Origin of the sequence: Vibrio sinaloensis DSM 21326 (assembly GCF_000189275.1) — a bacterium.
Lineage (GTDB): Bacteria > Pseudomonadota > Gammaproteobacteria > Enterobacterales > Vibrionaceae > Vibrio > Vibrio sinaloensis.
Map to the genome: position 1 here is coordinate 201,992 of NZ_AEVT01000058.1, position 23,568 is coordinate 225,559.

The 23,568-nt window shown below is 45.0% G+C and carries 19 protein-coding genes; 8 read left to right on the plus strand and 11 right to left on the minus strand.

The annotated features are described in order from the left end of the window. Positions 1-122 precede the first annotated feature (122 nt). The gene (locus RH45_RS09765; RefSeq protein ID WP_008076610.1) at positions 123-800 is read right to left on the minus strand and encodes a pirin family protein; all 678 of its coding nucleotides are present in this window, start codon (positions 798-800) and stop codon (positions 123-125) included. Between the two features lie 120 nt (positions 801-920). Between RH45_RS09765 and RH45_RS09770 the strand changes: the two genes are divergently transcribed. From RH45_RS09770 to RH45_RS09780, 3 genes are all read left to right on the plus strand, one after another. Continuing rightward, positions 921-1,799: a LysR family transcriptional regulator gene (locus RH45_RS09770; RefSeq protein WP_008076613.1), complete on the plus strand. Its 879-nt coding sequence runs from the start codon at positions 921-923 to the stop codon at positions 1,797-1,799. A 20-nt stretch (positions 1,800-1,819) separates the two neighbouring features. Further along, a complete protein-coding gene (locus RH45_RS09775; RefSeq protein ID WP_008076615.1) occupies positions 1,820-2,545 on the plus strand; it encodes a metallophosphoesterase family protein in 726 nt (241 codons plus the stop codon). 589 nt (positions 2,546-3,134) lie between these two features. Further along, positions 3,135-4,643 carry a DUF3360 domain-containing protein gene (locus tag RH45_RS09780; RefSeq protein WP_008076618.1) on the plus strand — a complete coding sequence of 503 codons (1,509 nt, stop codon included), beginning with the start codon at positions 3,135-3,137 and terminating at the stop codon, positions 4,641-4,643. A gap of 315 nt (positions 4,644-4,958) precedes the next feature. On the opposite strand, the gene RH45_RS09790 is transcribed toward RH45_RS09780, so the two are convergent. The 5 genes from RH45_RS09790 to RH45_RS09810 form a co-directional block, all read right to left on the minus strand. Continuing rightward, positions 4,959-5,846 carry an NAD(P)-dependent oxidoreductase gene (locus tag RH45_RS09790; RefSeq protein WP_008076621.1) on the minus strand — a complete coding sequence of 296 codons (888 nt, stop codon included), beginning with the start codon at positions 5,844-5,846 and terminating at the stop codon, positions 4,959-4,961. A gap of 307 nt (positions 5,847-6,153) precedes the next feature. Further along, positions 6,154-7,905: a sodium:solute symporter family transporter gene (locus tag RH45_RS09795; protein WP_008076622.1), complete on the minus strand. Its 1,752-nt coding sequence runs from the start codon at positions 7,903-7,905 to the stop codon at positions 6,154-6,156. Between the two features lie 328 nt (positions 7,906-8,233). After that, positions 8,234-8,857, minus strand: a complete 624-nt coding sequence (locus tag RH45_RS09800) for a bifunctional 4-hydroxy-2-oxoglutarate aldolase/2-dehydro-3-deoxy-phosphogluconate aldolase (RefSeq protein WP_008076623.1) — start codon at positions 8,855-8,857, stop codon at positions 8,234-8,236. 48 nt (positions 8,858-8,905) lie between these two features. After that, positions 8,906-9,838: a 2-dehydro-3-deoxygluconokinase gene (kdgK, locus tag RH45_RS09805; RefSeq protein ID WP_008076624.1), complete on the minus strand. Its 933-nt coding sequence runs from the start codon at positions 9,836-9,838 to the stop codon at positions 8,906-8,908. Between the two features lie 34 nt (positions 9,839-9,872). Next, complete coding sequence (locus RH45_RS09810; protein ID WP_005450851.1) at positions 9,873-10,208, minus strand: cupin domain-containing protein; 336 nt, start codon at positions 10,206-10,208, stop codon at positions 9,873-9,875. Between the two features lie 332 nt (positions 10,209-10,540). Between RH45_RS09810 and RH45_RS09815 the strand changes: the two genes are divergently transcribed. Both RH45_RS09815 and RH45_RS09820 read left to right on the plus strand, forming a co-directional pair. After that, positions 10,541-12,706 (plus strand): heparinase II/III domain-containing protein, encoded by a 2,166-nt coding sequence (locus RH45_RS09815; RefSeq protein ID WP_008076626.1) that lies wholly within the window; start codon positions 10,541-10,543, stop codon positions 12,704-12,706. Positions 12,707-12,708: 2 nt separating this feature from the next. Next, positions 12,709-14,874 carry a heparinase II/III domain-containing protein gene (locus RH45_RS09820; protein ID WP_008076628.1) on the plus strand — a complete coding sequence of 722 codons (2,166 nt, stop codon included), beginning with the start codon at positions 12,709-12,711 and terminating at the stop codon, positions 14,872-14,874. A gap of 78 nt (positions 14,875-14,952) precedes the next feature. Here RH45_RS09820 and RH45_RS09825 read toward each other — a convergent pair whose 3' ends face one another. From RH45_RS09825 to RH45_RS09835, 3 genes are all read right to left on the minus strand, one after another. Next, on the minus strand, positions 14,953-15,981 hold the full coding sequence (locus RH45_RS09825) for a metal-dependent hydrolase (protein WP_008076629.1): 1,029 nt from the start codon (positions 15,979-15,981) through the stop codon (positions 14,953-14,955). A 181-nt stretch (positions 15,982-16,162) separates the two neighbouring features. Further along, complete coding sequence (locus RH45_RS09830) at positions 16,163-17,521, minus strand: MATE family efflux transporter (protein WP_008076630.1); 1,359 nt, start codon at positions 17,519-17,521, stop codon at positions 16,163-16,165. Between the two features lie 82 nt (positions 17,522-17,603). Continuing rightward, positions 17,604-18,320, minus strand: a complete 717-nt coding sequence (locus tag RH45_RS09835) for a FadR/GntR family transcriptional regulator (protein WP_008076631.1) — start codon at positions 18,318-18,320, stop codon at positions 17,604-17,606. 316 nt (positions 18,321-18,636) lie between these two features. Here RH45_RS09835 and RH45_RS09840 point away from each other — a divergent pair, with 316 nt between their 5' ends. The 3 genes from RH45_RS09840 (at position 18,637) to RH45_RS09850 (ending at position 22,071) form a co-directional block, all read left to right on the plus strand. After that, positions 18,637-19,353, plus strand: coding sequence for a FadR/GntR family transcriptional regulator (locus RH45_RS09840; RefSeq protein WP_008076632.1), 717 nt, complete (start codon positions 18,637-18,639; stop codon positions 19,351-19,353). A gap of 139 nt (positions 19,354-19,492) precedes the next feature. Beyond that, positions 19,493-21,355 (plus strand): putative nucleotidyltransferase substrate binding domain-containing protein, encoded by a 1,863-nt coding sequence (locus RH45_RS09845; protein WP_039958443.1) that lies wholly within the window; start codon positions 19,493-19,495, stop codon positions 21,353-21,355. Continuing rightward, on the plus strand, positions 21,355-22,071 hold the full coding sequence (locus RH45_RS09850) for a 3'-5' exonuclease (protein ID WP_008076634.1): 717 nt from the start codon (positions 21,355-21,357) through the stop codon (positions 22,069-22,071). Before RH45_RS09845 ends, RH45_RS09850 begins: the two co-directional genes overlap by 1 nt. 55 nt (positions 22,072-22,126) lie before the next feature. Here the strand turns inward: RH45_RS09850 and RH45_RS09855 are convergent, their stop codons facing one another. Together RH45_RS09855 and RH45_RS09860 are read right to left on the minus strand one after the other, a co-directional pair. Next, positions 22,127-22,807 (minus strand): oligogalacturonate-specific porin KdgM family protein, encoded by a 681-nt coding sequence (locus RH45_RS09855; protein WP_008076635.1) that lies wholly within the window; start codon positions 22,805-22,807, stop codon positions 22,127-22,129. A 313-nt stretch (positions 22,808-23,120) separates the two neighbouring features. Continuing rightward, a complete protein-coding gene (locus RH45_RS09860; RefSeq protein ID WP_008076636.1) occupies positions 23,121-23,387 on the minus strand; it encodes a hypothetical protein in 267 nt (88 codons plus the stop codon). Positions 23,388-23,568 lie beyond the last annotated feature (181 nt).

The window sequence follows — 23,568 nt, forward strand, 5'->3', positions numbered from 1 at the left end:
TTGGGGTTTACGACTATCTGGTACGGGTGGGTGAGAACATCACTTACTCTGCATCTATTCGATACAGCGTCAAAGAAATATAAAACTAAGTGCTTAAAAGCTCGTCCTATTAGTTGACATGTTCACTCTCGTGTAGAGACCAAGATCAACTGAGCCTCTTCCCTCGCGGTAATATCAAACTCCATTGCTCTCACCAAGGTGCCGGCTTCAATCTTGGTGCCGTTTACCTCCGCACTGCCTGTACTCAAGTAGAGCAAAGCTTCACCATGATGAGTCGTCTGGTAACCTTGTGTCGCTTGAACCACATCAATAACGGTATGGCTATCAAACGTGTCGGACTGCTCTTTGTTACCACCATAGATACGTGTACGTTGATTAACTTCAGGTGTGTAGGATTTGTAACCTGCTGGCTCTCCCGCTTTCTCTGGCAATACCCACAGTTGGATCAACTGGTTTGGCACCCCGTCAGGGTTCACTTCGTTGTGAGCAAAACCTTCTCCACCCGCTCGTTGAACTTGCGCTTCGCCAGCGACCAATCCTTTTCCATGTTCCAGTGACCCTTTGTGACTCACCCGTCCTTTTGCCATTACGCTGATAACATCGATTTCACGGTGTGGATGCATGCCTGTTTCGCCATATGGAACAAAGTTAGCATCCGCGAGATAGACAAAATTGCCAATGCCGTTTGATGTTTTTGGGTGCTTACGAGCCCCGAATACACGGTCGTCAGTGACCACTTGTTTTTCTTTCAAACCGGCAAAACCACCTTGTGGGAGTTGATCAAGAGTTAGAATTTCCATCTTTGCTTCCTTATTTATTTAATTTGGCTGATGGAAGTAGAATAGTTTGGTATCACAAGTTGATATATAACCAATTTTAAACAATACTGTTCAATATTTGATAACTATTGAATGCCCATTATGCTCAACTGTGATTTAAATGACTTGATGGTTTTTGCCACTGTGGTGGAGAAAGGCAGTTTCACCGCAGCGGCCGAGGCATATAACACGCCCAAATCGAATGTCAGCCGCAAGATAACTCGGCTAGAAACGCACCTTGGGGTTCGGCTTTTAGAACGTTCAACTCGTTCATTACGATTAACTGAAGTCGGACAAAGGTACTATGAGTACTGCCGACGCATTAAGGATGAACTCAATGCGGCAGACAGCGCAGTTGAATCTATGCTCGAAAAACCTCAGGGAAGATTGCGAATTTGCACGTCGCTAGGTGTAGGCCAATCTCTGCTTTCCGAACACCTTGCCAACTTTTGTCTACAGCACCCAGACATCGAGTTGGATTTAGCATTGACCAATAGGCGTGTGGATTTAATTGAAGAGGGGTTTGACCTTGCATTTCGAATGGGCGATCTCGCAGACTCCAGCCTAGTGGCCAAGCGACTATGCGAGATCAATCTCAAACTCTATGCTGCGCCGGACCGCGGTTTCGAAGCCCTCTCCCACCCTAGCAATTTGCTCGATCAGCCGTTAATGCTCATGAGTGCAAAAGAGCGCAGTGCGGATTGGCAGCTCACCTCAAAACACGAGGAGTACCATGTGTCGTTTAAGCCAAGTGTTCGCTGTGATGACTTCTCTATGCTAAAACGAATGGCGGTTCAAGGGCTTGGCATCACAGAGCTGCCGGATTATATGGCCAAAGAGTTCGAGATAAATGGTAAGCTAATCAATGTATTACCTGACTGGTCATTTAAACCCGTTGCGCTCTATGCCCTCTACCCTAGCCATAGAGGTGCAACGCCTAAAGTCAGATCACTATTAGAGTACCTTAATAACGTCTTATAACAGGTTGGCTAACCCATACCATGAAAACTGTCTATCAAATAAGTGATTGTCATCTTAGTGATGATTCAAGCTTTGCCAATTTCAAACACGCTTTAGAGTTTGCGCAGAATGATGACTCTTGTGACACATTACTGCTCACAGGCGACCTATGCTGCAATCCTAAAGCGGGAGACTACACTCGACTGATCACCTTAGTTGAGCGACACGTCTCAAGTAAAACCGTCTACGCCGTTGCAGGTAATCATGACGATTCAGTTCTGATGCGAAAAGAACTGAAAGGCTCAACGATTAAAGTAGTCGACAAGACCAACATCCACGGCCGAAACGTTCTGTTTCTCGATTCTAGCTTCAAGCCAATCGATACTCGGCACCCACTTGGTTCAGGCCGTATAGATAAACGCGGTCTCGCAAAGCTTGAAAAGCAATTGAGAAAAGCGAAAGACGTGATTGTGGTTGTCCATCATCCCGTAATTCCTGTTGGCTCGGAGTGGATGAAATCGATTTGCATGGAAAATGATGGCACGCTGCTAAATACGCTCAGTAAACGTAGCGTAAGAGAAGTCATTTGTGGGCACGGTCATGACGGGCTAAAAGTAACAAAACACGGTGTAACACAGTATATGGCACCCGCGACAGCATACGGTTTTGATCACTCAATCGAAGAATATAATCGTAGCCAAAAGATTGGGTTAAGCAAAATCACTTTTCACAATGAGTCTATTGATTACCAGCCTATCTACCTTTGATTTTTGTTTTTAAAATAAAGACAAGATATAACGAAGCCCTGCCGATTGAGCAGGGTTTCACTCACCATTCAGTAGTGATTAACCGCCTAATGCCCCACCAAACGTATCAGCTACGTGAGCAACGATAGCGTCAACCGCGCTGGTGATGTCGGCATCTTCAAGCGTGCTCATCTGACCGTGTTGTCAGCGCACTCGCTAAGCTCTTCTTACCTTGTTATCTAACCTCTTTATACTTGCAGGCTACCTCTACGACTAATGTCTAAGCCACTGAGACTATTTGTTTTTTTCAGTTTGGTTTAAGGTACTAACAACTTCAACGATTCGATTTTGCAAGGTAATTTGTTCTTTATTGTTAACTGTGAACCTCAGGCTTTTACAACAGTACCAATGATATTCAAGCTTGTTTCCGACCCTATTCTCAGTCAGTTATCTTCACTTTTAAATAATAACTCAGTTACCTCTTATAGAGATTTATCGAATTCTTTGTAGAGAAACGAATATCACTCACTACTCCGCTACCTCTTAATACCGGGAGTAAATTACGTTTGTTGGAACAACACACCTCAGAGTGTGAACGAAAGGAATCAAAATGAGCAGTACTTTAGAGTCCGCACATATACGAACAGATAAGCCTCAAGCCAATGAGGATGAACTCAGTTATGAACAACAACACAAACCAAGCTCTGAATTTGAGTCCCGAGAGCAGTATCTAGAGCACGAGTTGCAAATCATGTCGCCTAAACGCTGGCGTCCAAACTTGCCGTTTAAAGATTATCGATTTGAGATTGAAGACACCATCCCAGCGATGGCGGCGACCATTGGTAAAGTGGTAATGGTGGGTGCTATTGCAGCAACCTTTGCCGGAGCTCTGGGGCTAAACGAAGGGTTTATTCTAGAAAATGTTCGATATGAATTACTGATCGCTTCAGTGTTCATTATTCTTTTCTCCGGTTTTTTATTACCAACCGCCAACCTCGCAGGTACACACGGTCCACTTATCCCTCTAATTCCGATTGTTGTTGCCGCTGGCGGGCACCCGATGGCCTTTGGCTTGCTGATTGGCGCCTTTGGCTTATTGCTGGCCATCAGTAAAGGTGGCAGCATGTTGGCAAATCTCACCAGTAAAGGCGTGTGTGGCGGCTTATTGCTCTACCTAGGCTTTGTTGGGACCGTTTCTCAAGTCAAAAAGCTATTCGCTTGGGCAGAAGGCATTGGTATGAGTCACATTGCTTTCGTCGTGATCTTTTGCACCATTATTTTGTATGCGCTATTGGAACATTTCCGTAAGCGTTGGCTAGCAGTCCCTCTTAGTTGCTTGCTGGGCGGCACGTTAGCTTTTGCGATGGGCGCACCGTTTACTTTCCAAACCGAACCTGGTTTGCCTCATATGAACCCTATGTATTGGTGGGGGGAGAATACAGGTTGGATGCTTGGTCTACCGACAATTGAACATTTCATGGTGGTATTGCCGTTTGCTATTTTAGCTGTGGCTATGTGGTCACCTGACTTCTTAGGCCATCAAGTATTCCAAAAAATCAGCTACCCAGGACGTACCGAAAAAGTACACATGAACATTGACGATACCATGACCACGGCTTCTATTCGTCAGACGTTTGGTTCTCTTCTTGGTGGTACTAACTTTACCTCTTCATGGGGGACTTACATCGTACCAGCGGCAATTGCTAAACGCCCTATTCCTGCAGGCGCATTGCTGACGGCTCTGTTTTGCATCATCGCCGCAATTTGGGGTTACCCGATGGATTTAGCTATCTGGCAACCGGTACTTTGTGTTGCGCTAATCGTTGGTGTGTTCGTCCCATTGCTAGAAGCTGGCATGGAAATGACGCGCGAAGGAAAAACCACCCAATCTGCTGCGATCGTTGTATTTTCTTCAGCGCTCGTAAACCCTGCATTTGGTTGGTCACTCACCATGCTGTTAGACAATTTAGGCTTAATCGGTTGTAAAGAACGTAGCGGTGAACTGAGTAAAATGAGCCGTTGGGTGTTGCCGGGCATTATGTTTGTGGTGCTAACCAGTGTGATGGCGTTAGTCGGTCTTCTACCGGGTATTCCAGCGATTATCCCAAGCTTTCGTTAATCAGATTAAAACGGTTTAGTACTGTGGCGCTAAGCCGTTTTTCTGATCTTCACTAAGAATACAGCTCGCCGATTTCAACTCACTTAACAATCTTTAGTCCATTGAACAACTCTAATACTTAGTTTTTCAAACCTTATTCTCTTTAGCAGTCCATTGATTTTTTCAAGTTTCCTGCCATTTGCGATTTTTGAAAACCACTTGAAAAGAAAAGCTCTGTCAGATTTATCTTTCTCCCACAAAGAAAAAGAGCAAGCGGCTTACACCACTTGCTCTCTTCCTATTCTTGTTAATCGCTTCGCTTATTTGAAACTGGCGTTATTTCGCTTCAGCTTCAAGTTTTAGGAAGTAATCAAAAATCACTGGTACGTCGTTATTTGCAAGGCCTGAATCTACCGCGGCTTGTAGGCTCTTAGAAGTGCCTTCTGCGATTAGAGACTGAGTACCTAGGTCAGAAACCATCTCTAGGAAGTAACCAAGATCTTTGTTTGCGTTAGCGATTGAGAAACCTAGCTTCTCTTCACCATCTACCGCGTAGAACTTACAGAACTGCATGAACGGTGAGTTAGAAGGGCCTGCCGACATAATGTCGAACAGTTGCTGGCCATCAACACCCGCAAGCTTAGCAACCGCGAATGCTTGAGACATTGCCGCTACTGTTGTCATACCCATAAAATTGTTTACAAGCTTAGTCGTGTGACCTGCACCAAGTGCGCCTAGGTGGAATACGTTTTCACCCTGCTCTTCTAGAACTGGCTTCACTTTGTTGAATGTATCGATGTCACCCGCTGCCATGATGTTCAATAGACCATCTTTAGCGTGTGCTGGAGTACGACCAAGAGGAGCGTCAATCATACCAGCGCCTTTTTGAGCTAAGTCTTCACCAATCTTCTTAGTCGAAGCTGGGATAGAAGTACCAAAGTCGATCAGCGTTTTGCCTTCAGACATACCCGCTAGGATACCTTCGTCGCCGTAAACCACTTTCTCAACAACTGCAGATGTAGTCAGACATAGCATCACGATATCGCTGTTTTCTGCTAGCTCTTTACCTGTGCTTACTGCTGTCGCGCCGCGTTCAACACATACCGCTACTGCATCTTTGTTTAGATCCATCACGTTTAGTTGGTAACCACGTTTTTGTAGGTTCTCAACCATGTTGCCGCCCATTAGGCCCAGACCGATAAAGCCGATAGTAGGTTTAGTCATCTTTGTCTCCAAATGCATTATTGTATGATTATATGATTATATAACCAGAATAATATTGTTATATAGCCATTAGATCAATCATAAAATAGGTCGAGATAGACAATAGAGCGCCTTTTTGTGATCAAAAACGTCGCTCAATCCTTTGTTTATGGTCATCTCTTTTAAAAAATGTTTTTTAAACTTTCGCTTTGGCTTAGCTATTAAGTCATACATATAGTCATATCTTAGCCAAATCAATATTCAAAACATTAGATGGAAAGCCAGTCAGTCTCCGTGACTGGCTTTAGAGTTGAATGATGAACGCAGGTTACTCCTGACTAGCCAGTTGCTGCTTTGGGTTATTTGCCGCATTCACTAGCAATACCCCAACCGTTAGAACCATAGAACCACACAGTAGGAACAGTAGTCGCCCTGTTGGCTCGTTTGGAATCAGAGCCATTGCCAAGATACCAAAGCCCGCTACGCTGATAAGTTTACCAAGCATGCCACGCTGTTTTGTATCTAGGTTCTGCTGCTCTTCACTGTCTGCCACGATTGGTGTGTTCCAGTTCTTGAACAGCTGGTCTACTTCTTTCTCACGCTCTGGCGTTAGGCCTTTGTAGAAGCGAGTTGTTAGTAAGAAGAAGCCACCAGTGAAGACAACGTGTGCTGCTAAGCTCAAGCCAACTTTAAGGTCAGCCCACTCACGGCCTGTCAGCGCTTGCTCAAGACCAAAGATGCGTTCTACATCTTCTGCTTGTAGTGAGATACCGAAGATGTAAGAAACAAAGCCACCCACAATCAATGTTGCCCAACCTGCCCAATCTGGTGTTTTACGAATCCACATACCTAGCAGTACCGGAATCAGCATTGGGAAGCCAATCAGTGCACCCACGTTCAGTACGATGTCGAACAGACTTAGGTGACGCAGAGAGTTAATAAATAGACCGATACCGATGATGATAAGACCCATCATGATAGTCGTTAGCTTACTGATGATAACCAGCTCTTTTTGAGACGCTTGAGGGCGTACAATCGGGCTGTAGAAGTTCATCACGAAGATACCCGCATTACGGTTAAGGCCTGAGTCCATCGAAGACATGGTCGCCGCAAACATCGCTGACATCAGTAGACCAACCATACCTGCTGGCATGACGTTTTGTACAAACGCTAGGTAAGCCGCATCACCACCCACTGAGCCATATTGCTCTGCAAAGTCAGGCATAAACGCCGCTACGTACCAAGGTGGAAGGAACCAAATGATAGGACCAACAATCATTAGCACACACGCTAGGCCTGCCGCTTTACGCGCGTTTTCACTGTCTTTTGCACATAGGTAGCGATAAGCGTTGATGCTGTTGTTCATGACACCGAACTGCTTAACAAAGATAAACACTACCCAAAGGATAAAGATACTGACGTAGTTCAGGTTGTTACCAAGCATGAAGTCGCCGTGGAAGTTCGACACGATGTTGCCGATACCACCACCGTGGAAGTAAGCCGCGACCGCACAGGTAATGGTTACTGCCATGATAACTAGCATCTGCATAAAATCAGACGCGACAACCGCCCAAGAACCGCCTGTAACCGCCATCAGCATCAGAACTAAGCCCGTTACTACGATGGTCGCTTCCATTGGAATGTTGAATACCGCTGCGACAAAGATAGCCAAACCGTTTAGCCAAATACCCGCAGAGATCAAGCTGTCTGGCATACCAGCCCAAGTAAAGAACTGCTCTGACGTTTTACCAAAACGTTGGCGAATCGCTTCAATCGCCGTCACAACACGGAGTTGGCGGAATTTTGGAGCGAAGTAGAGGTAGTTCATAAAGTAGCCAAATGCGTTGGCTAAGAATAGGATTACAACAACGAAACCGTCGTTGAATGCGCGTCCTGCGGCACCTGTAAACGTCCATGCTGAAAATTGCGTCATGAAGGCGGTAGCACCTACCATCCACCACAACATCTTACCGCCCCCTCGGAAGTAATCACTGGTCGATGTAGTGAACTTTCTGAACATCCAACCAATTGCGATTAAAAAGAAGAAGTAGGCAAGAACAACAAGAGTATCAATAGTCATTTTTTCAGCCTTTTAAGTATCATCATTAACTGACTCCTAGATTACTCCAGTTAGATTTTATTTGTACTACAATATGCTTTTATTGTGATCTGAAACATAACTATTTTAGTGGTTAAAATCGCCTAGAAAGCCTTAAAAACGACCTTTAAACCACTAAATACCTGATAAACCCTACTGTTTTGAAAAATAATTGTAATACAAATAAAGAATTAGGGACTGATAAAAGTATGGAATAGTTTCGAGAGTTGCGCTTTGTTCGATAACAAAAAAAGCGAGCCACGCGGCTCGCTTCAAATTATTCGCTAGTTTAATCGGGGAAGTGCAGCACCTACGCTACGTGTGCAACCGCATCACGAACCAAAGTACCTAGCTCATCCCATTTACCTTCATCAATCAGCTTGGTTGGAACCATCCAAGTACCGCCACACGCCAGTACTGACGGAATAGACAGATAGTCATCAACATTACCTAGGCTTACACCACCTGTAGGCATAAATTTCACTGGGTAAACCGCCGTTAGCGCTTTAAGCATACTCACGCCGCCTGATGGCTCTGCAGGGAAAAACTTCAATGTACGTAGACCCATTTCCATCGCTTGTTCAACAAGGCTTGGGTTGTTAACACCTGGTACAATCGCAACGCCTTTATCTAAACAGTATTGAACTGTACGAGGGTTAAAGCCTGGGCTCACGATGAAATCCACACCCGCTTCGATCGCTTGATCAACTTGCTCGTTAGTCAAAACAGTACCCGCGCCAATCAGCATTTCTGGGAACTCAGCACGCATCGCTGCGATCGCTTCCGCTGCACACTCGGTACGGAATGTAATTTCAGCACAAGGCATACCGTTTTCAACCAAAGTACGGCCAAGCGGTACCGCATCTTCCACTTTATTGATCGCAATAACAGGAACGACTTTCAGGTTTGCTAGCTGGTCATTTAATGTAGTCATGAATACTTACTCGCTTTATTTAGGCCCTCTGTTGAAGACCGTTTAGAATTAGATTTGTAGGTCAGGCATTACATCGCGTGGGATGATTGCCCCTTTGTGTTGAATAACGGAGCCTGCAACACAATGGCCGGTGTACGCTGCGTCTTGTGCGCTGCCACCCGTAATACGCTTGGCTAGGAAACCTGCGCTGAATGAATCACCCGCAGCAGTGGTGTCAATCACCTTTTCGACAGGGTCAGGAGCGACAAAGTTTGCGCTCTCGCCGACCACAACTAGGCAATCTTTTGCGCCACGTTTAATGATGATCTCTTGCACGCCAGCGCGGGCTGTTCTCTCGATACACTGTTCGACATCAACGTCGCCATAGAGTTCTTGGTCATCTTCAAACGTAAGCAGCGCAGTATCTGTTAATGCCAGCATTTTAAGATAACACTCGACCGCTTGCTGCTTGTCTGCCCATAACTGTGGACGATAGTTGTTATCAAAGAATACCTTACCACCTTGAGCTTTGTACTGGTGAAGAAACTCAAACAATTTTTCGCGCCCAACAGGGGTCACAATCGCCAGCGTAATGCCGCTCAAATAGACGGCATCGTATTGGTAGAGCTTGTCCAACACGGCTTGAGATTGAGGCTGTTCAAACATGAATTTAGCCGCAGATTCATTACGCCAGTAGTAGAAACTACGTTCACCCGTTTCGTCGGTTTCGATAGCGTAGATACCTGGTTGACGACCCGGCACCGTCATCACAAGATCGGTATCAATCCCCTCTTCCTGCCAGCTTGTTAGCATCTCTTGGCTGAAAGGATCTAAGCCTAGCGCTGTAACATAACTCGTTTTGATGTCATGTGATTTGGTTAGGCGTGATAAGTAAAGTGCGGTATTTAGCGTGTCACCACCAAATGATTGTTGAAGCTGACCTTCCTTCTTCTGTAGCTCAACCATACACTCGCCAATGATCGCGATATTTAATGATTTCATATTGTCACCTTAGCAACTGAGGTTGCGCTATACGTTACTTCAAGAAGTCTTCACGAGCTGGGTTGAAGATATCTAAAAGAATACTGTCTTGCTCTAGAGCAACAGCACCGTGCATCATGTGTTTGCGAGCAAAGTAAGCATCGCCTTCTTTTAGCACTTTCTTCTCACCTTCGATTTCCGCTTCAAAACTGCCACGTACTACGTAACCAATTTGGTCGTGGATTTCGTGAGTATGCGGAGCGCCAATCGCGCCTTTGTCAAAACATAGGTGAACCGCCATTAAGTCATCTGTGTAAGCAACAATTTTACGTTTGATACCGCCGCCTAGCTCTTCCCACGGGTTCTCATCTAATACAAAGAAAGAATTCATCGTCATACTCCTAAAGATTTCTATTAAAGCGAGCCAGATAAATTCAGTTCGCCATCAAATTGATAAGGAGCATAACCCATAAATTTTAATTGTCATACAATATATCTAGAATTGTGTGACTTTAATCAAAGATAGACTTGAATAAGTAGAGACATGACAATGCATTAACATTACCAAACAATTATTTGAATCATTTAAATTCAGTTACTTAGATAAAACCACGTGACCTCACTCTCTCTTTTGCCGACAAAGACTACCAACAAATCTCATATTGTATTACTTTATAGGAAGTTTAAGATAACAACACACTTCATCTAGAGGGTGGCATTGAAATGACGACACAACCGATTTTATTGACTGAATCTGAAATCGCGCTTTTGAGAAAGGAAGTAGGTAAGCCGAGCTTGATGGGAAAAACCATTGAAGCCAATTGCAAGGAACTGGACGCATTTATGCGTCTACCATTGGACGTACCTGGTCACGGCGAAGCTGGTGGTTATGAACACAACCGCCACAAACAAAACTACACTTACATGAACTTAGCGGGCCGTTTATTCTTGATCACCCAAGAAGAAAAATACGCGCAGTTCGTTAAAGATCTTCTCGCTATTTACGCAGAGAAATACCTAACTTTTGATTTCCACGTACAGAAAAACACTAACCCAACAGGTCGTCTTTTCCACCAGATCCTTAATGAACACTGTTGGTTAATGTTTACTAGCCTTGCGTACTCTTGTGTGGCATCAGTGATGACGAAAGAAGAGCGTACAGCTGTCGTTGAGCGTATTTTCGAACCAATGCTAGACATGTTCACAGTGAAATACGCGCACGATTTCGACCGTATCCACAACCACGGTATCTGGGCTGTGGCGGCTGTTGGTATTTGTGGCCTTGCGATTGGCAAACCTGAATATCTAGAGATGTCTGTTTACGGTCAAGACCATGACGATACAGGCGGCTTCTTAGCGCAAATCTCACAACTGTTTGCACCGTCTGGCTACTACATGGAAGGTCCGTATTACCACCGTTATGCGATTCGTCCAACTTGCGTATTTGCTGAAGTAGTACACCGTCACATGCCTGAAGTAGATATCTACAACTACAAAGACAAAGTGATTGGCAACACGGTACAAGCGATGTTGGCAACGGCTTACCCGAATGGTGAGTTCCCTGCCCTCAACGATGCTTCTCGCACAATGAGCATTACCGATATGGGCGTTCAAGTTGCCGTAAGCGTGTACAGCAAGCACTATGGCCTTGACGACAACATCCTTGGCATGGCGAAGATTCAAAACGCTGTTTGGATGCACCCTTGTGGTTTAGAGCTTTCTCAAGCTTATGATGAAGCCATTGCCGACCGTGAAATTGGTATGCCTTTCTGGCCAAGTGTGGAACTAAACGAAGGCCCACAAGGTAATAATGGCGCACAAGGCTTTATCCGAATGCAGGATAAAACCGGTGATGTGTCGCAGCTTGTAATGAACTACGGCCAACACGGCATGGGACATGGTAACTTCGATACGCTTGGCATTACCTTCTTCAACCGTGGTCAAGAAGTTCTGCGTGAGTACGGCTTCTGTCGCTGGGTAAACGTAGAGCCTAAGTTTGGCGGTCGTTACCTTGATGAAAACAAATCATACGCACGTCAAACTATTGCGCACAACGCGGTAACGATTGATGAGCAATGTCAGAATGGTTTCGATGTAGAACGTGCAGACTCCGTACATGGACTACCTCACTTCTTCAAAGTAGAAGGTAACGAGATCAATGGTATGAGTGCATTCGCCAACGATCATTACCCAAATACAGACATGCAGCGCAGTGTGTTCATGCTTAACCTAGATGAACTGGAAGCACCGCTACTACTAGACCTTTACCGCATTAAAAGTGAAGGTGAACATCAGTACGACTACTCTCATCAATACGATGGTCAGATCGTACGTACCAACTTCGATTACCAAAGCTTTGGTGAACTGAACACGCTTGGCGATGATTTCGGTTACCAGCACCTTTGGAAAGTAGCAAGCGGCAAAACGCAAGATACAGCACTGGTTAGCTGGCTACAAAACAACACCTACTACACTTGGTTAGGCACAAGCAGCAGCGCGAAACAAAATGGTGACAATGAAGTGATCTTCACTCGCACTGGCGCCAATGACCCAAGCTTTAACCTACGTAGCGAACCCGCATTCATTCTACGCAGCAAGGGCGAATCGACGTTATTTGCTTCTGTGCTAGAAACACACGGCTACTTCAACGAAGAGTTTGAGCAATCGGTGAATGCACGTGGTCAGGTAAAAGATATCCGCGTCGTGGGCTACGACGCTGTCGGTAGCATCGTAGAAATCGCAACCGAGAAATCGCTGGTGACTGTCATGATCAGCAATGTACTCGGTGCTAACGACCAAACCCCACATCAAGTAGAAATTAACGGTAAAACATACAGCTGGAATGGCTTCTACTCACTAGAAGTGACTGAATTCGAGCAGGAGAAATAAGAATGAGCTATCAACCACTATTACTGAACTTTGACGAAGCAGCAGAGCTTAAAAAGTCACTTGGCACGGATAGCCTACTAGGTCACGCACTTGCACGTGATATTAAACAAACTGACAGCTACATGGCTGAGGTGGGTATTGAAGTACCAGGCCATGGCGAAGGCGGTGGTTACGAACACAACCGTCATAAGCAGAACTACATTCACATTGATTTAGCGGGTCGCCTATTCCTTATCACGGGCGAGCCGAAATACCGTGACTACATTGTGGAGATGCTAACGGCTTACGCGAAGGTTTACCCAAAGCTTGAAAGCAACACAAGCCGTGACTCGAATCCTCCAGGTAAGATCTTCCACCAAACTCTGAATGAGAACATGTGGATGCTATACGCTTCTTGCGCGTACAGCTGCGTTTACCACACGTTGGAAGAAGAACAAAAGACACTTATTGAAAACGATCTATTCAAGCAGATGATTGAGCTGTTCGTGGTAACTTACGGTCACGACTTCGACATCGTTCACAACCACGGTTTGTGGGCAGTTGCAGCGGTTGGTATCTGTGGCTATGCAATCAACGATCAAGACGCAGTAGACAAAGCGCTTTACGGCTTGAAGTTAGACAAAGTAAGCGGCGGTTTCCTAGCTCAGCTAGACCAATTGTTCTCGCCAGACGGCTACTACATGGAAGGTCCTTATTACCACCGTTTCTCGCTTCGCCCAATCTACCTATTTGCCGAGGCAATTGAACGTCGTCAGCCAGAACTTAAGATCTACGAGTTCAACGACTCAGTCATCAAGACAACGTCTTACGCAGTATTTAAGACCGCATTCCCAGATGGTACTTTGCCAGCACTGAACGATTCATCAAAGACGATTTCGATCAACGACGAAGGCGTTATCATGGCGACGTCTGTTTGTTACCACCGTTACGAACAAACTGAGACACTTCTTGGCATGGCAGACCACCAGCAAGATGTTTGGGTTCATATCTCAGGTAAAACATTGTCTGACGCGGTTGCAGAAGCAGACGACATTAAACCCTTCAACTGGGGCAGCCTATTTGTAACTGATGGCCCAGAAGGTGAAAAAGGCGGCGTAAGCATTCTTCGTCACCGCGACGAACAAGATGACGATACGATGGCGCTTATCTGGTTTGGTCAACACGGTTCTGATCACCAATACCACTCAGCGTTAGACCATGGTCACTACGACGGTCTGCACCTAAGTGTGTTTAACCGCGGTCATGAAGTGCTGCACGATTACGGCTTCGGTCGCTGGGTAAATGTTGAGCCGAAGTTTGGCGGTCGTTACATCCCAGAGAACAAGTCTTACTGTAAACAGACTGTCGCGCACAACACAGTAACGGTTGACCAAAAGACACAAAACAACTTCGACACCGCTCTAGCGGAATCAAGGTACGGTTCTAAGCACTTCTTCAAAGTGGACGATGAAAAGCTGCAAGGCATGAGTGGTCGTATTTCTGGCTACTATGATGGCGTAGACATGCAACGCAGCATCATTCTTGCTGAATTGCCAGAGTTCGAAAAACCGCTTGTGATTGATGTGTACCGCATCGAAGCAGAGCAAGAGCACCAATATGACTTGCCTGTGCACTACTCTGGTCAAATCATCCGTACTGACTTCGACTACAAAGTTGAAAGCACGCTGCGTCCTCTTGGTGAAAACAACGGTTACCAACACTTATGGAATGTAGGCTCAGGCCAAGTCCCTTATTCATCAGAAAGAACAAGCTCTCTAGTAAGCTGGCTACACGACAGCAGCTACTACTCTCTGGTAACGAGCGTAACCAAAGAGAGTGAAGTTTACTTTGCTCGCACTGGCGCAAACGATCCAGACTTCAACTTGAAGAGCGAGCCAGCACTGATCTTGCGTCAATCAGGTCAAAATCACGTGTTTGCTTCAGTACTAGAGACACACGGTTACTTCAACGAATCTATCGAAGCATCAGTTGGTGCTCGTGGCTTAGTTGAGTCAGTCACTGTAGTTGGCAACAACGAAGTCGGTACAGTCATTCGCCTGCAAACAACAACGGGCAACACTTACCATTTTGCTATCTGTAACCTAGACGAAGACAAGCAGAACGCAGCGCACACAGTTGAGTTCGACGGTGTGACTTACACTTGGGAAGGAGCATTCGCACAGATTTAATCGTTGCGTTTAATGTAAAAAATCGGGAAATAAGTCAAAGCCGAGCATCATGCTCGGCTTTTTTATCTCGGGGTAAGCTTATGAACTTACTTTGGTTTGATTTGATTGTAGGTTCGCATCAATACTTTGATCGCCCTTTAGCCTTTCCCAAAGTTGTCCCATCAATTCAAAGCTACGTTCGCTCGGATAACGCTGTGTGGAGTCCAGTAGTTCCCACTCGCCACTATCACTCTTTTCGGCAAAGATAAACTCAAACGCAAGATTGTTAGACATGCCTAATCGTAAATCAGTGACAATCAAGGAATCGTCTTCAACACGGTAGTTAAGGTAGTTGTGCGAAAATGATTTCAACCCAATGAGTGTTTCAGGTTGATCTTCTAATGGCCATTCGCCCAAAGAGTGGGAAATAAAATCAATATTATCGTTACCATCTAACACGGAGGCTAAACCTTCCCAATACTTACCCTCGTCCATAACAACCACCCGCCATAGCAGGGTATTAAAAGGCGTTGGCGTAATCAAAACTTGTTGGTTTGGTAGATTTTGTGCACTCAAGTTCTGTTCAACTCTGGAAGCAATCATCTGTTGAGAGGCATACCCCCACCCTAAATAGAGCGTTGAAATCAGCACCACGGTTTGACACCAACACCCACCGCTGCTTTTCGAGAACAGCGCAACACCTATCGCAAACAACAGAGGTAACGTATAGAGAGGGTCGATGATGAACACGTTTCTCAATTCAAAGTAGCCCTCAAATGGCCAGATCAACTGAGTGCCGTAAGTGGTCATTGTATCCAACAGAGTATGAGTCACGAATACACTGACAGTGAGGAAAAACACCCGCGCAAGCGTCCAAAACGAATCAGGACGTAAGCGGCAATAGAGCCAAGAAATCAGCAAAGCAAAAGGAGGTAGCACAAGCAAAGAGTGAGTAAAGCCGCGATGTTTGATCGTATTTTGCACCGCATCGCCATAATCCAGTATGACATCCAAGTCCGGCAATGTACCTAAGGCTGCGCCCACTAAGAGCACTTTCGCATTGCACTTCTTACCTGCGATTGCCCCTGCGACTGTGGCTCCTAAAGCAGCTTGAGTAATTGAGTCCATCTATCTCGTTTCATTCATAAATAACTAACATTGAAAACTAATCGGCTGAGCGAATAGTGTCAAACACAACAGCCTTTTCTACTCAGCTATTTACGATCTTTTACGTAATAGAGGATCAGTGGGCGAAACAGAGAATTCTAGAAACAATGAAGCCCTCACAGTGAGGGCTTCGAGTCAGAGGTTAGTCATACATCAGCTTATCAGCTTTAGTGAGGTCAAATTCATTGAGTGACTTTCTGGCTAAATGTCTAAACGGCAGTGCTTTGACCATCTCTTCAAACGGCAGAATCGCAAACGCCCAAAATATAGAAGCATCAAGCCCAATAACAACTAACGCACACAGTGGCAGTGACACCACCCATTGACCCGTGAAGTTAATTTTAAAAACCGCCGTTGTTTTACCGAGCGCTCGGAGCACATGGCCATGCACAGTGTTATAGCCTCTGACGATAGGGAGAAAGATATACAACGGCGCAATCACAGCCAAGGCTTGATAGGTATCGGCTTCTAGATCTGGATAAAGATCAGGTAAAAACCAGCTCAAAATGAAGAAGAACAGCGCCGACACCATCGAGATCACCACTGCCATATCAATACTGACATCGACATTTTTTCTCAGGTCGTCTAACTGACGCGAGCCAATCGCTTGGCTAATCGTAATGGCCGATGAGTGCGCCCAAGCCGTAATAAATTGTGTACCCATTTTTATCCACGGCATCACAATCGTCATCGCTACATAGGCGTAAAGCGTCAGCTGAGAGAATATCAACATGTAGATGGTCGCACCCGCTTGAAGCATGGTGACATTTGCGGCAACCGGAAAGATCTCTTTGAAGTGATTTTTGACGTTGGTCTTTAATGATGCGTCTAAACGTCGGATATCCAGCATCAGTGATGATGTCATCTTAATGCACAGTGACAAGAAGATGAATCGAACGCTAATCGCAACCAAACTGCCCGCCGCTGCGCCCTCAACACCCATACCTGAGTAACCCATCGCTCCATGAATCAACACATATGACGCGACTACATTGACAGGGAGCTCAATCAAATAGCCTTTAAACGGTACCTTAGTACGACCTAAAGCATTGAACAGTGCGATCATTACTTGAGTTGTTGCATTGAACAAGATGATGTACTTCGCAACGGCAAGGTAACGCTCTGTTTCACCGATTAATGAAGTATCATCCGTCAACAATCCGATTAATGCAGAGCCACCTATAGAGAGCGCAAGCCAAAACAGCAGCGCAATCACCAAGTTAATGGATAGCCCCGCCCAAAAGCCTCGGTTTAAGCTGTCACTGTTGGACGAACCAAAGGCGCGACTTAATACCAATTGAGAACCATTGGCTAAGGCCATTTGCACCCCCAAAACAAAGGCGACTATCGTTGAGGCGATCCCCATTGCAGCAAGGGAGATTTCACCCAATGGAGAGACTAAGAACGTGTCGATCATCAGCATTGATTGCATCAAAAGTGCATTCAGCGCCAACGGCCAAGCGAGCGAAAGGTTCTTTTTTACATACGGCGTAGAGGACATATTGAACTTATTTGGGGTGTTTCCAAAGAAGGCTCCGATAGCAAAGCCTCCCTATTTGTGTGTGTAACAGCAGAACAAACGCTTATCCGTTTGCCACTAGAGCCAACTTTTGATTCTCGTCATCAAGCAATATTTGAGAAGCAATCCGCGCTTCACTTGGGTCACCAGCCATGATGGCATTGTAAATGCGTTGGTGCTCTTCTAAGCAAAAACGACCGCCCTCGGCAGACTCATCAATGAACTGTTTAAAGATGGTCGACAAAATATTGCTGAACGGAATATAGAACTGGTTACCGGTACAAAGAAAAATGGTTTGATGGAACAGATGATCGTTCTCTGTCCATGCTCGGTAATCGTAGCTTCTCGCGGCAATGGTCATCGACTGAAAAATCACGGAGAGTGACTTTCGCTGACTCGCAGATGCGTGTGTTGCCGCTAATGCACAGGCTTCAGGCTCAATCGCTTTACGCAACCCAAGAAATTGCCCCAAAAATGGTGCGGAATCTTCGAGATCTTGTATCCACTCTAGCAATTGTGGATCAAGAAAATGCCAGTGCTGACGGGGTCTCACCATCGTACCGACTTTAGGCTTAGATTCAATAAGCCCCTTTGCCGACAACAACTTAGTCGATTCTCTAAGTGCGGTTCGGCTGACTCCAAATGCTTCACATAATTCAAGTTCACTGGGTAGCTTTTCTAGTTCAGCTATCTCTCTAGACAATATCTTACGCGCTAATTGCCGTGCTATTTGAACGTGAATCTTGCGACTGGAGTTTTCTACCAACGAAAACGTGGCCATAACTGGCTCCTATAACAAGACGCTAAATAAATCATACAATATCATCTATAAATAACAAGCGACCAGATCTCATAATCCACTATTCGGGTAATGAGAGATCTGTTAGATTCGGCTTTAACGGGCTTATTTAGAAATGAGATTCACTTGATACTACTCGGATAAACACCTTGTATACCCTGTAATGACAGAGCGATTTATTACGACCAAACGTTAAGTTTGTGAATCAAAGATGCCTTTGGGAAAAGAGTGCTTGGAGCACCATAGTCCAAGTGCTAGAATTACACTTAAATAATACATATCAATTATAAGTTAGATTATGACTGGATCATTTAGCTCTATCTCAGGCTCAAAACGCAGCCTGCACGTTCAAGTGGCGCGTGAAATTGCACGTGGCATCTTATCTGGCAAGTTGGCTCAAGGCTCTATCCTTCCTGGTGAAATGGACCTGTGTGAGCAATTTGGTGTTAGTCGTACCGCACTGCGTGAAGCCGTTAAACTGTTAACCTCAAAAGGCTTACTTGAGTCTCGCCCTAAAGTTGGCACCCGTGTAATCGATCGCGCTTACTGGAACTTCCTTGATCCACAATTGATTGAATGGATGGATGGTCTAGCCGATACCGATCAGTTCTGCGGTCAATTTTTGGGCCTACGCCGTGCTATTGAGCCAGAAGCCTGTGCCCTAGCCGCAAAACATGCCACTGCGGAGCAACGTATTGAGCTATCAGAAACTTTCCAAAGAATGGTGGAAGTGGCAGAAGCCCCTGAATTTGACCATGCAAAATGGATGGAAGTCGACACGAAATTCCATAGTCTGATTTTCAATGCGACAGGCAATGACTTCTACCTACCTTTCGGTAATATCCTGACGACCATGTTTGTGAATTTCATCGCGCATTCTTCAGAAGAAGGCAGTACGTGTATCAATGAACACCGCCAAATCTACGAGGCAATCATGGCAGGTAACAGTGACAAAGCACGTCAAGCATCAGCAAACCACCTACTAGACTCGAATCACCGCCTCGCAACGGTCTAGTTTAAAAACACTTCAAATCCTAAAGCACGCTTTCTGGCGTGCTTTTTTGTATCGAACACTCAAGGTTTAACCAAATTTTGATGCACGCAACACAATAAGAGATATAATAATACAATTATATCTCTATCAATGGTTAGCTATGAGTGATCCGTTACTGCCTAATATTATCCAGTTCATTCGACAAATCGATCCGTTCGATAAAGTGCCTGAGTCTAACTTAAGGCAGTTAGCGTCGAATATACATATCACCTATCTAGCCAAGGGCGATACGGTCAATCCATGTGATAACCCTGAAGAGAAGTCCCTCTATGTCATTCGGACGGGGTCGATGGAACAGAGAAAAAGCGATGGCGTGCTTCGAGCTAGGCTTGGCCCTGAAGATCTGTTTGGTTTCACCTTTCTAGATAAACAGATCGATGATGAGCAAGGGTATCAGGCGATCGCCATTGAAAGTACGCTGCTTTACATCATTCCCCACTCTGCCCTACAAACTTTATTCAAAGAGTTTCCCGCGTGCGCCGAACACTTTGCGTCGCAAGCACAAGTACGGCTTAAGTCAGCATTAGACGTTGTTTGGTCTAATAAAGAGAAAGGCTTATTCATTAAACGAGTTGATGAAGTGGCTAGCGGTCGAGTTGCTGTTGTCACCTCAGATTTGTCGATAAGGGAAGTCGCACATACCATGCTAGTACAGCGATCTCCCTGCGCGGTAATCTATGAAGATAATCAGATTGTTGGCTTAATTACTGACCGAGATATGACCAAACGGGTTATTGCCGTTGGCGCTTCAACCGATGGTCCAATTCGTGACGTGATGACTCATTCACCACAAACCGTAAAGCCTGACGACTTGGTACTTCACGCCGCATCCATCATGATGCAATCCAACATCAGAAATTTGCCTGTGGTTCAAGATAATAAGGTGGTTGGGCTTTTGACCACCACTCACCTTGTTCAGAACCACCGCGTTCAAGCTATTTTCCTGATTGAAAAGATAAAATACGCCGGTAGCGTTAAGTCCCTATCTAGTTTCACACCTGAACGCCAAGCCATATTTGAGGCTCTGGTTGAAGGCAATGTCGCGCCTGAAGTGATCGGCAAAGTAATGACAATGATTATGGATGCCTACACAAAACGGCTTATCCAAATCGCCATCGACAAACTGGGCCCCCCACCTTGCGACTTTTCTTGGATCGTCGCAGGCTCACATGCGCGCAATGAAGTACACATGTTGTCTGACCAAGACAGTGCGATCGTACTTGCCGATGACGCGACCGAAAACGACCGTATCTACTTTAAACACCTTGCGATGATGGTCACCAATGGCCTCGCTAGCTGTGATTACCCACTTTGCCCAGGCAAATTCATGGCAGCGACACCGAAATGGTGTCAAACCCTGAGTGTCTGGAAACATTACTACAAGAAGTGGGTAGCAAACCCTGAGTATGAACGCCTGCTCAATATCAGTGTGTTCTTAGAGATTCGGACCGTGTTTGGTGTCAGCGATTATGAAAAACAGCTTAGAGAAGCCCTACATGAGAACATCCGTAGCAACCGCGAATTCTTGAGTATGCTTGTAAACGATGCGGTGACTACAAATCCGCCGCTTGGTATCTTCAACAAGCTTGTACTCGAGAAGTCAGGAGAAAACAAAAAGACACTTAACGTTAAAAAGTATGCGATCAACTTAATTATCGACCTCGCTCGAATCTACGGTTTGGCGGTAGAGACTGATGTTTCTGCCACCGATGAACGCTTTAAAGCCGCCTATGAGAAAGGTGTGCTAAGCGAAGATGCATTTAAAAACATCCTTGGCGCCTACGAGTTTATTCTGTCGTTTCGATTCAACCACCAGCTCGAAGCATTGAAGAGTGGTCATACACCTGATAATCACATCAACCCTGATAGTTTTGGTAGCTTTGAGCGCAAGCACTTAAAAGATGCGTTTAGGATCATTGCCGACCTTCAGGAGGCGGCGAAAGTGAGGTTTGGGAATCGTTAATGAAAATACTCACAGACTTTTTTCATCCACTTTCAAGGTTTAATCGTAAGCGCGCGCATTACAGAGGCCAAGTTCCTTTGCCTGAGGAGCTAAATAGCGTTTTTCATTTCGAGTCTGTACCCGTAGATGCTAACGCGAAAGGCTTAGACTATTTAGTGCTCGACCTTGAAACAACTGGGCTTGATGCCGAATCTGACCTCATCTTGTCGATGGGTTGGGTCGAAATATCAAATGGTGTGATTGATTTAAGTACGGCACAGCATTTCTACCTCAGTAACGAATCGCAGATCAAACCCGAAACAGCCGTAATAAACCATATCACGCCTCAGATGCTGGAAGATGGCATCTCAATCCACGACGCTATGAATGCGCTTTTCGAAGTTGCACAAGGCAAAGTGTTGGTCGCCCACTCTTGTTCGGTAGAAAACAGTTTCATTCAGCGTTATCTCTCGTATCGTTTTCAGATCAATGCCGTCCCTTTAATGTGGCTAGATACGCTTTGTATTGAGAAGAAATTGGCGCGGGCTATCAATAATCACCAAGATCTTGATGTTTCACTTGGAGCAACCAGAGAGCGCTATCAACTGCCTGAATACATTGAGCATAATGCTTTAATGGATGCTGTCGCGACCGCAGAATTACTACTCGCTCAAGAAGCACGACTCGCCTCAAGTAAGCCCGTTACCATAGGTTTGCTCTATCGGTTAAGCCACTAGAGAAACTAAAAAAAGCCAGCATATCGCTGGCTTTTCACTGGACAGTTTGAATCAATTAGAAGCTGTAGGTCAGACCGACACGGCTACGTAGTTCACGTTTATCTGATGTTGAATCCACGTTTACATCACCAAATTCAACGTACGGTGCCCATTGACCAAAGTGGCGGCGAGCAGTGGCATTTAGTTCATAGTTCGTGTCTGAATTGTCGAAAATATCGTAGCCATCTGCTTTGTAGTAATTCGCTTCAAAACCAAAACGCCAATCGTCCATTCGATAGTTAACGTTACCTGTTAATCGGTGACGGCGCTGATCATCCGCTTCAATGTTCTGACGAATGTCGTAACGGTAACGGCCGCTTAAGCTTAAGCCTTCAACGCCATCTAAATCATACGTTAGACGAAGTTGTGGTTTGTATGTCATACCACTTTCACGACCTTCAATTGGCATTCCCGGTTGAAGCGTCCAGTTGTTGTTTTCACCAAACTTGTAGCGGTAGCCAAGATCTAGCTCCCAACCATTGTTTTTAAGGTCTTCAAGGAACTTTCCTTTTTCGCCTTTGAACTTAAGCTCACCTGAGTAATAGAAGTTATCGATGCTATCGCCCATCTTTACACGGGTCGCATGCTGCTCTGTACTGTGTTTGTACTCATGACGAACATCGAAAGAAGCTGCAGAAAGAGAGCCCGCAAATAGAGTCGCCGCAACGGCTAATGAGATTTTATTGTAGTGTTTCATTGTAAAGTTCCACTTATTGGTGTGCCATTAAACTGGCATCGCTACGTTTAATTTAAATTAAAATAATACAAATAGAATACGTATGACCAAGAAGACTTTCTGTGAAATGGATCAAAGTACCCCTTTCATTTCTCATCAAACACTTTGTTACAACATCAAAAATAACAACTAAACTATTATTATAAATGTAATTTATTAAATTTAGGCCATTCTTTTGAGTTTAAGAAATGTGCGCCAGACCTTAAATTTATAAACCTAACATACCAAGATCATTTGTAATACTTTATTATCTATATCGTTAGTTATTCAGATTTCAGCAAACCATTTGAGTTACTCGTGGAACAGGAACTCTCGACATGTTGCTGAGAATAATGAAGTCAATGATCTTAAGGACCCGATGAAAGCCAATGAACGCATCTAATGCATTGGAAAGAAAACCTCTGTTATTGCGTTTACTGGCGAGAATAGTCCAGTGCTTGATGACATTAAGTGCAGCACTGCTGGCTACTTCGGTCCCGATTATGATTGCAGCTAACTGGATATAGGAACAAGCATGAACTGACATCGCACGTGGGTTCATAATGTATTCGTCTCAGTTGAATGCCTGAGCGTGACAAAATTCTAGTCCCTAAAAACGTATAATTATATTTGCTGAGAAGGATTACTCGGCCGGTTACCTACACCGTTGACGTTCATGCGTGGCAGGCTCGCATGAACGTTTTTTATTGCCCACGATAAATCACACAAATAGTCAATAAAAA

What these genes read in the sequence shown, in the direction of transcription:
- RH45_RS09780 (WP_008076618.1), top strand. Translation starts at nt 3,135, where the DNA reads ATGAGCAGTACTTTAGAGTCCGCACATATACGAACAGATAAGCCTCAA.
- RH45_RS09775 (WP_008076615.1), top strand. Translation starts at nt 1,820, where the DNA reads ATGAAAACTGTCTATCAAATAAGTGATTGTCATCTTAGTGATGATTCA.
- RH45_RS09840 (WP_008076632.1), top strand. Translation starts at nt 18,637, where the DNA reads ATGACTGGATCATTTAGCTCTATCTCAGGCTCAAAACGCAGCCTGCAC.
- RH45_RS09845 (WP_039958443.1), top strand. Translation starts at nt 19,493, where the DNA reads ATGAGTGATCCGTTACTGCCTAATATTATCCAGTTCATTCGACAAATC.
- RH45_RS09820 (WP_008076628.1), top strand. Translation starts at nt 12,709, where the DNA reads ATGAGCTATCAACCACTATTACTGAACTTTGACGAAGCAGCAGAGCTT.
- RH45_RS09765 (WP_008076610.1), bottom strand. Translation starts at nt 800, where the DNA reads ATGGAAATTCTAACTCTTGATCAACTCCCACAAGGTGGTTTTGCCGGT.
- RH45_RS09830 (WP_008076630.1), bottom strand. Translation starts at nt 17,521, where the DNA reads ATGTCCTCTACGCCGTATGTAAAAAAGAACCTTTCGCTCGCTTGGCCG.
- RH45_RS09850 (WP_008076634.1), top strand. Translation starts at nt 21,355, where the DNA reads ATGAAAATACTCACAGACTTTTTTCATCCACTTTCAAGGTTTAATCGT.
- RH45_RS09825 (WP_008076629.1), bottom strand. Translation starts at nt 15,981, where the DNA reads ATGGACTCAATTACTCAAGCTGCTTTAGGAGCCACAGTCGCAGGGGCA.
- RH45_RS09815 (WP_008076626.1), top strand. Translation starts at nt 10,541, where the DNA reads ATGACGACACAACCGATTTTATTGACTGAATCTGAAATCGCGCTTTTG.
- RH45_RS09770 (WP_008076613.1), top strand. Translation starts at nt 921, where the DNA reads ATGCTCAACTGTGATTTAAATGACTTGATGGTTTTTGCCACTGTGGTG.
- RH45_RS09835 (WP_008076631.1), bottom strand. Translation starts at nt 18,320, where the DNA reads ATGGCCACGTTTTCGTTGGTAGAAAACTCCAGTCGCAAGATTCACGTT.
- kdgK (WP_008076624.1), bottom strand. Translation starts at nt 9,838, where the DNA reads ATGAAATCATTAAATATCGCGATCATTGGCGAGTGTATGGTTGAGCTA.
- RH45_RS09860 (WP_008076636.1), bottom strand. Translation starts at nt 23,387, where the DNA reads ATGAACCCACGTGCGATGTCAGTTCATGCTTGTTCCTATATCCAGTTA.
- RH45_RS09790 (WP_008076621.1), bottom strand. Translation starts at nt 5,846, where the DNA reads ATGACTAAACCTACTATCGGCTTTATCGGTCTGGGCCTAATGGGCGGC.
- RH45_RS09800 (WP_008076623.1), bottom strand. Translation starts at nt 8,857, where the DNA reads ATGACTACATTAAATGACCAGCTAGCAAACCTGAAAGTCGTTCCTGTT.
- RH45_RS09810 (WP_005450851.1), bottom strand. Translation starts at nt 10,208, where the DNA reads ATGAATTCTTTCTTTGTATTAGATGAGAACCCGTGGGAAGAGCTAGGC.
- RH45_RS09795 (WP_008076622.1), bottom strand. Translation starts at nt 7,905, where the DNA reads ATGACTATTGATACTCTTGTTGTTCTTGCCTACTTCTTCTTTTTAATC.
- RH45_RS09855 (WP_008076635.1), bottom strand. Translation starts at nt 22,807, where the DNA reads ATGAAACACTACAATAAAATCTCATTAGCCGTTGCGGCGACTCTATTT.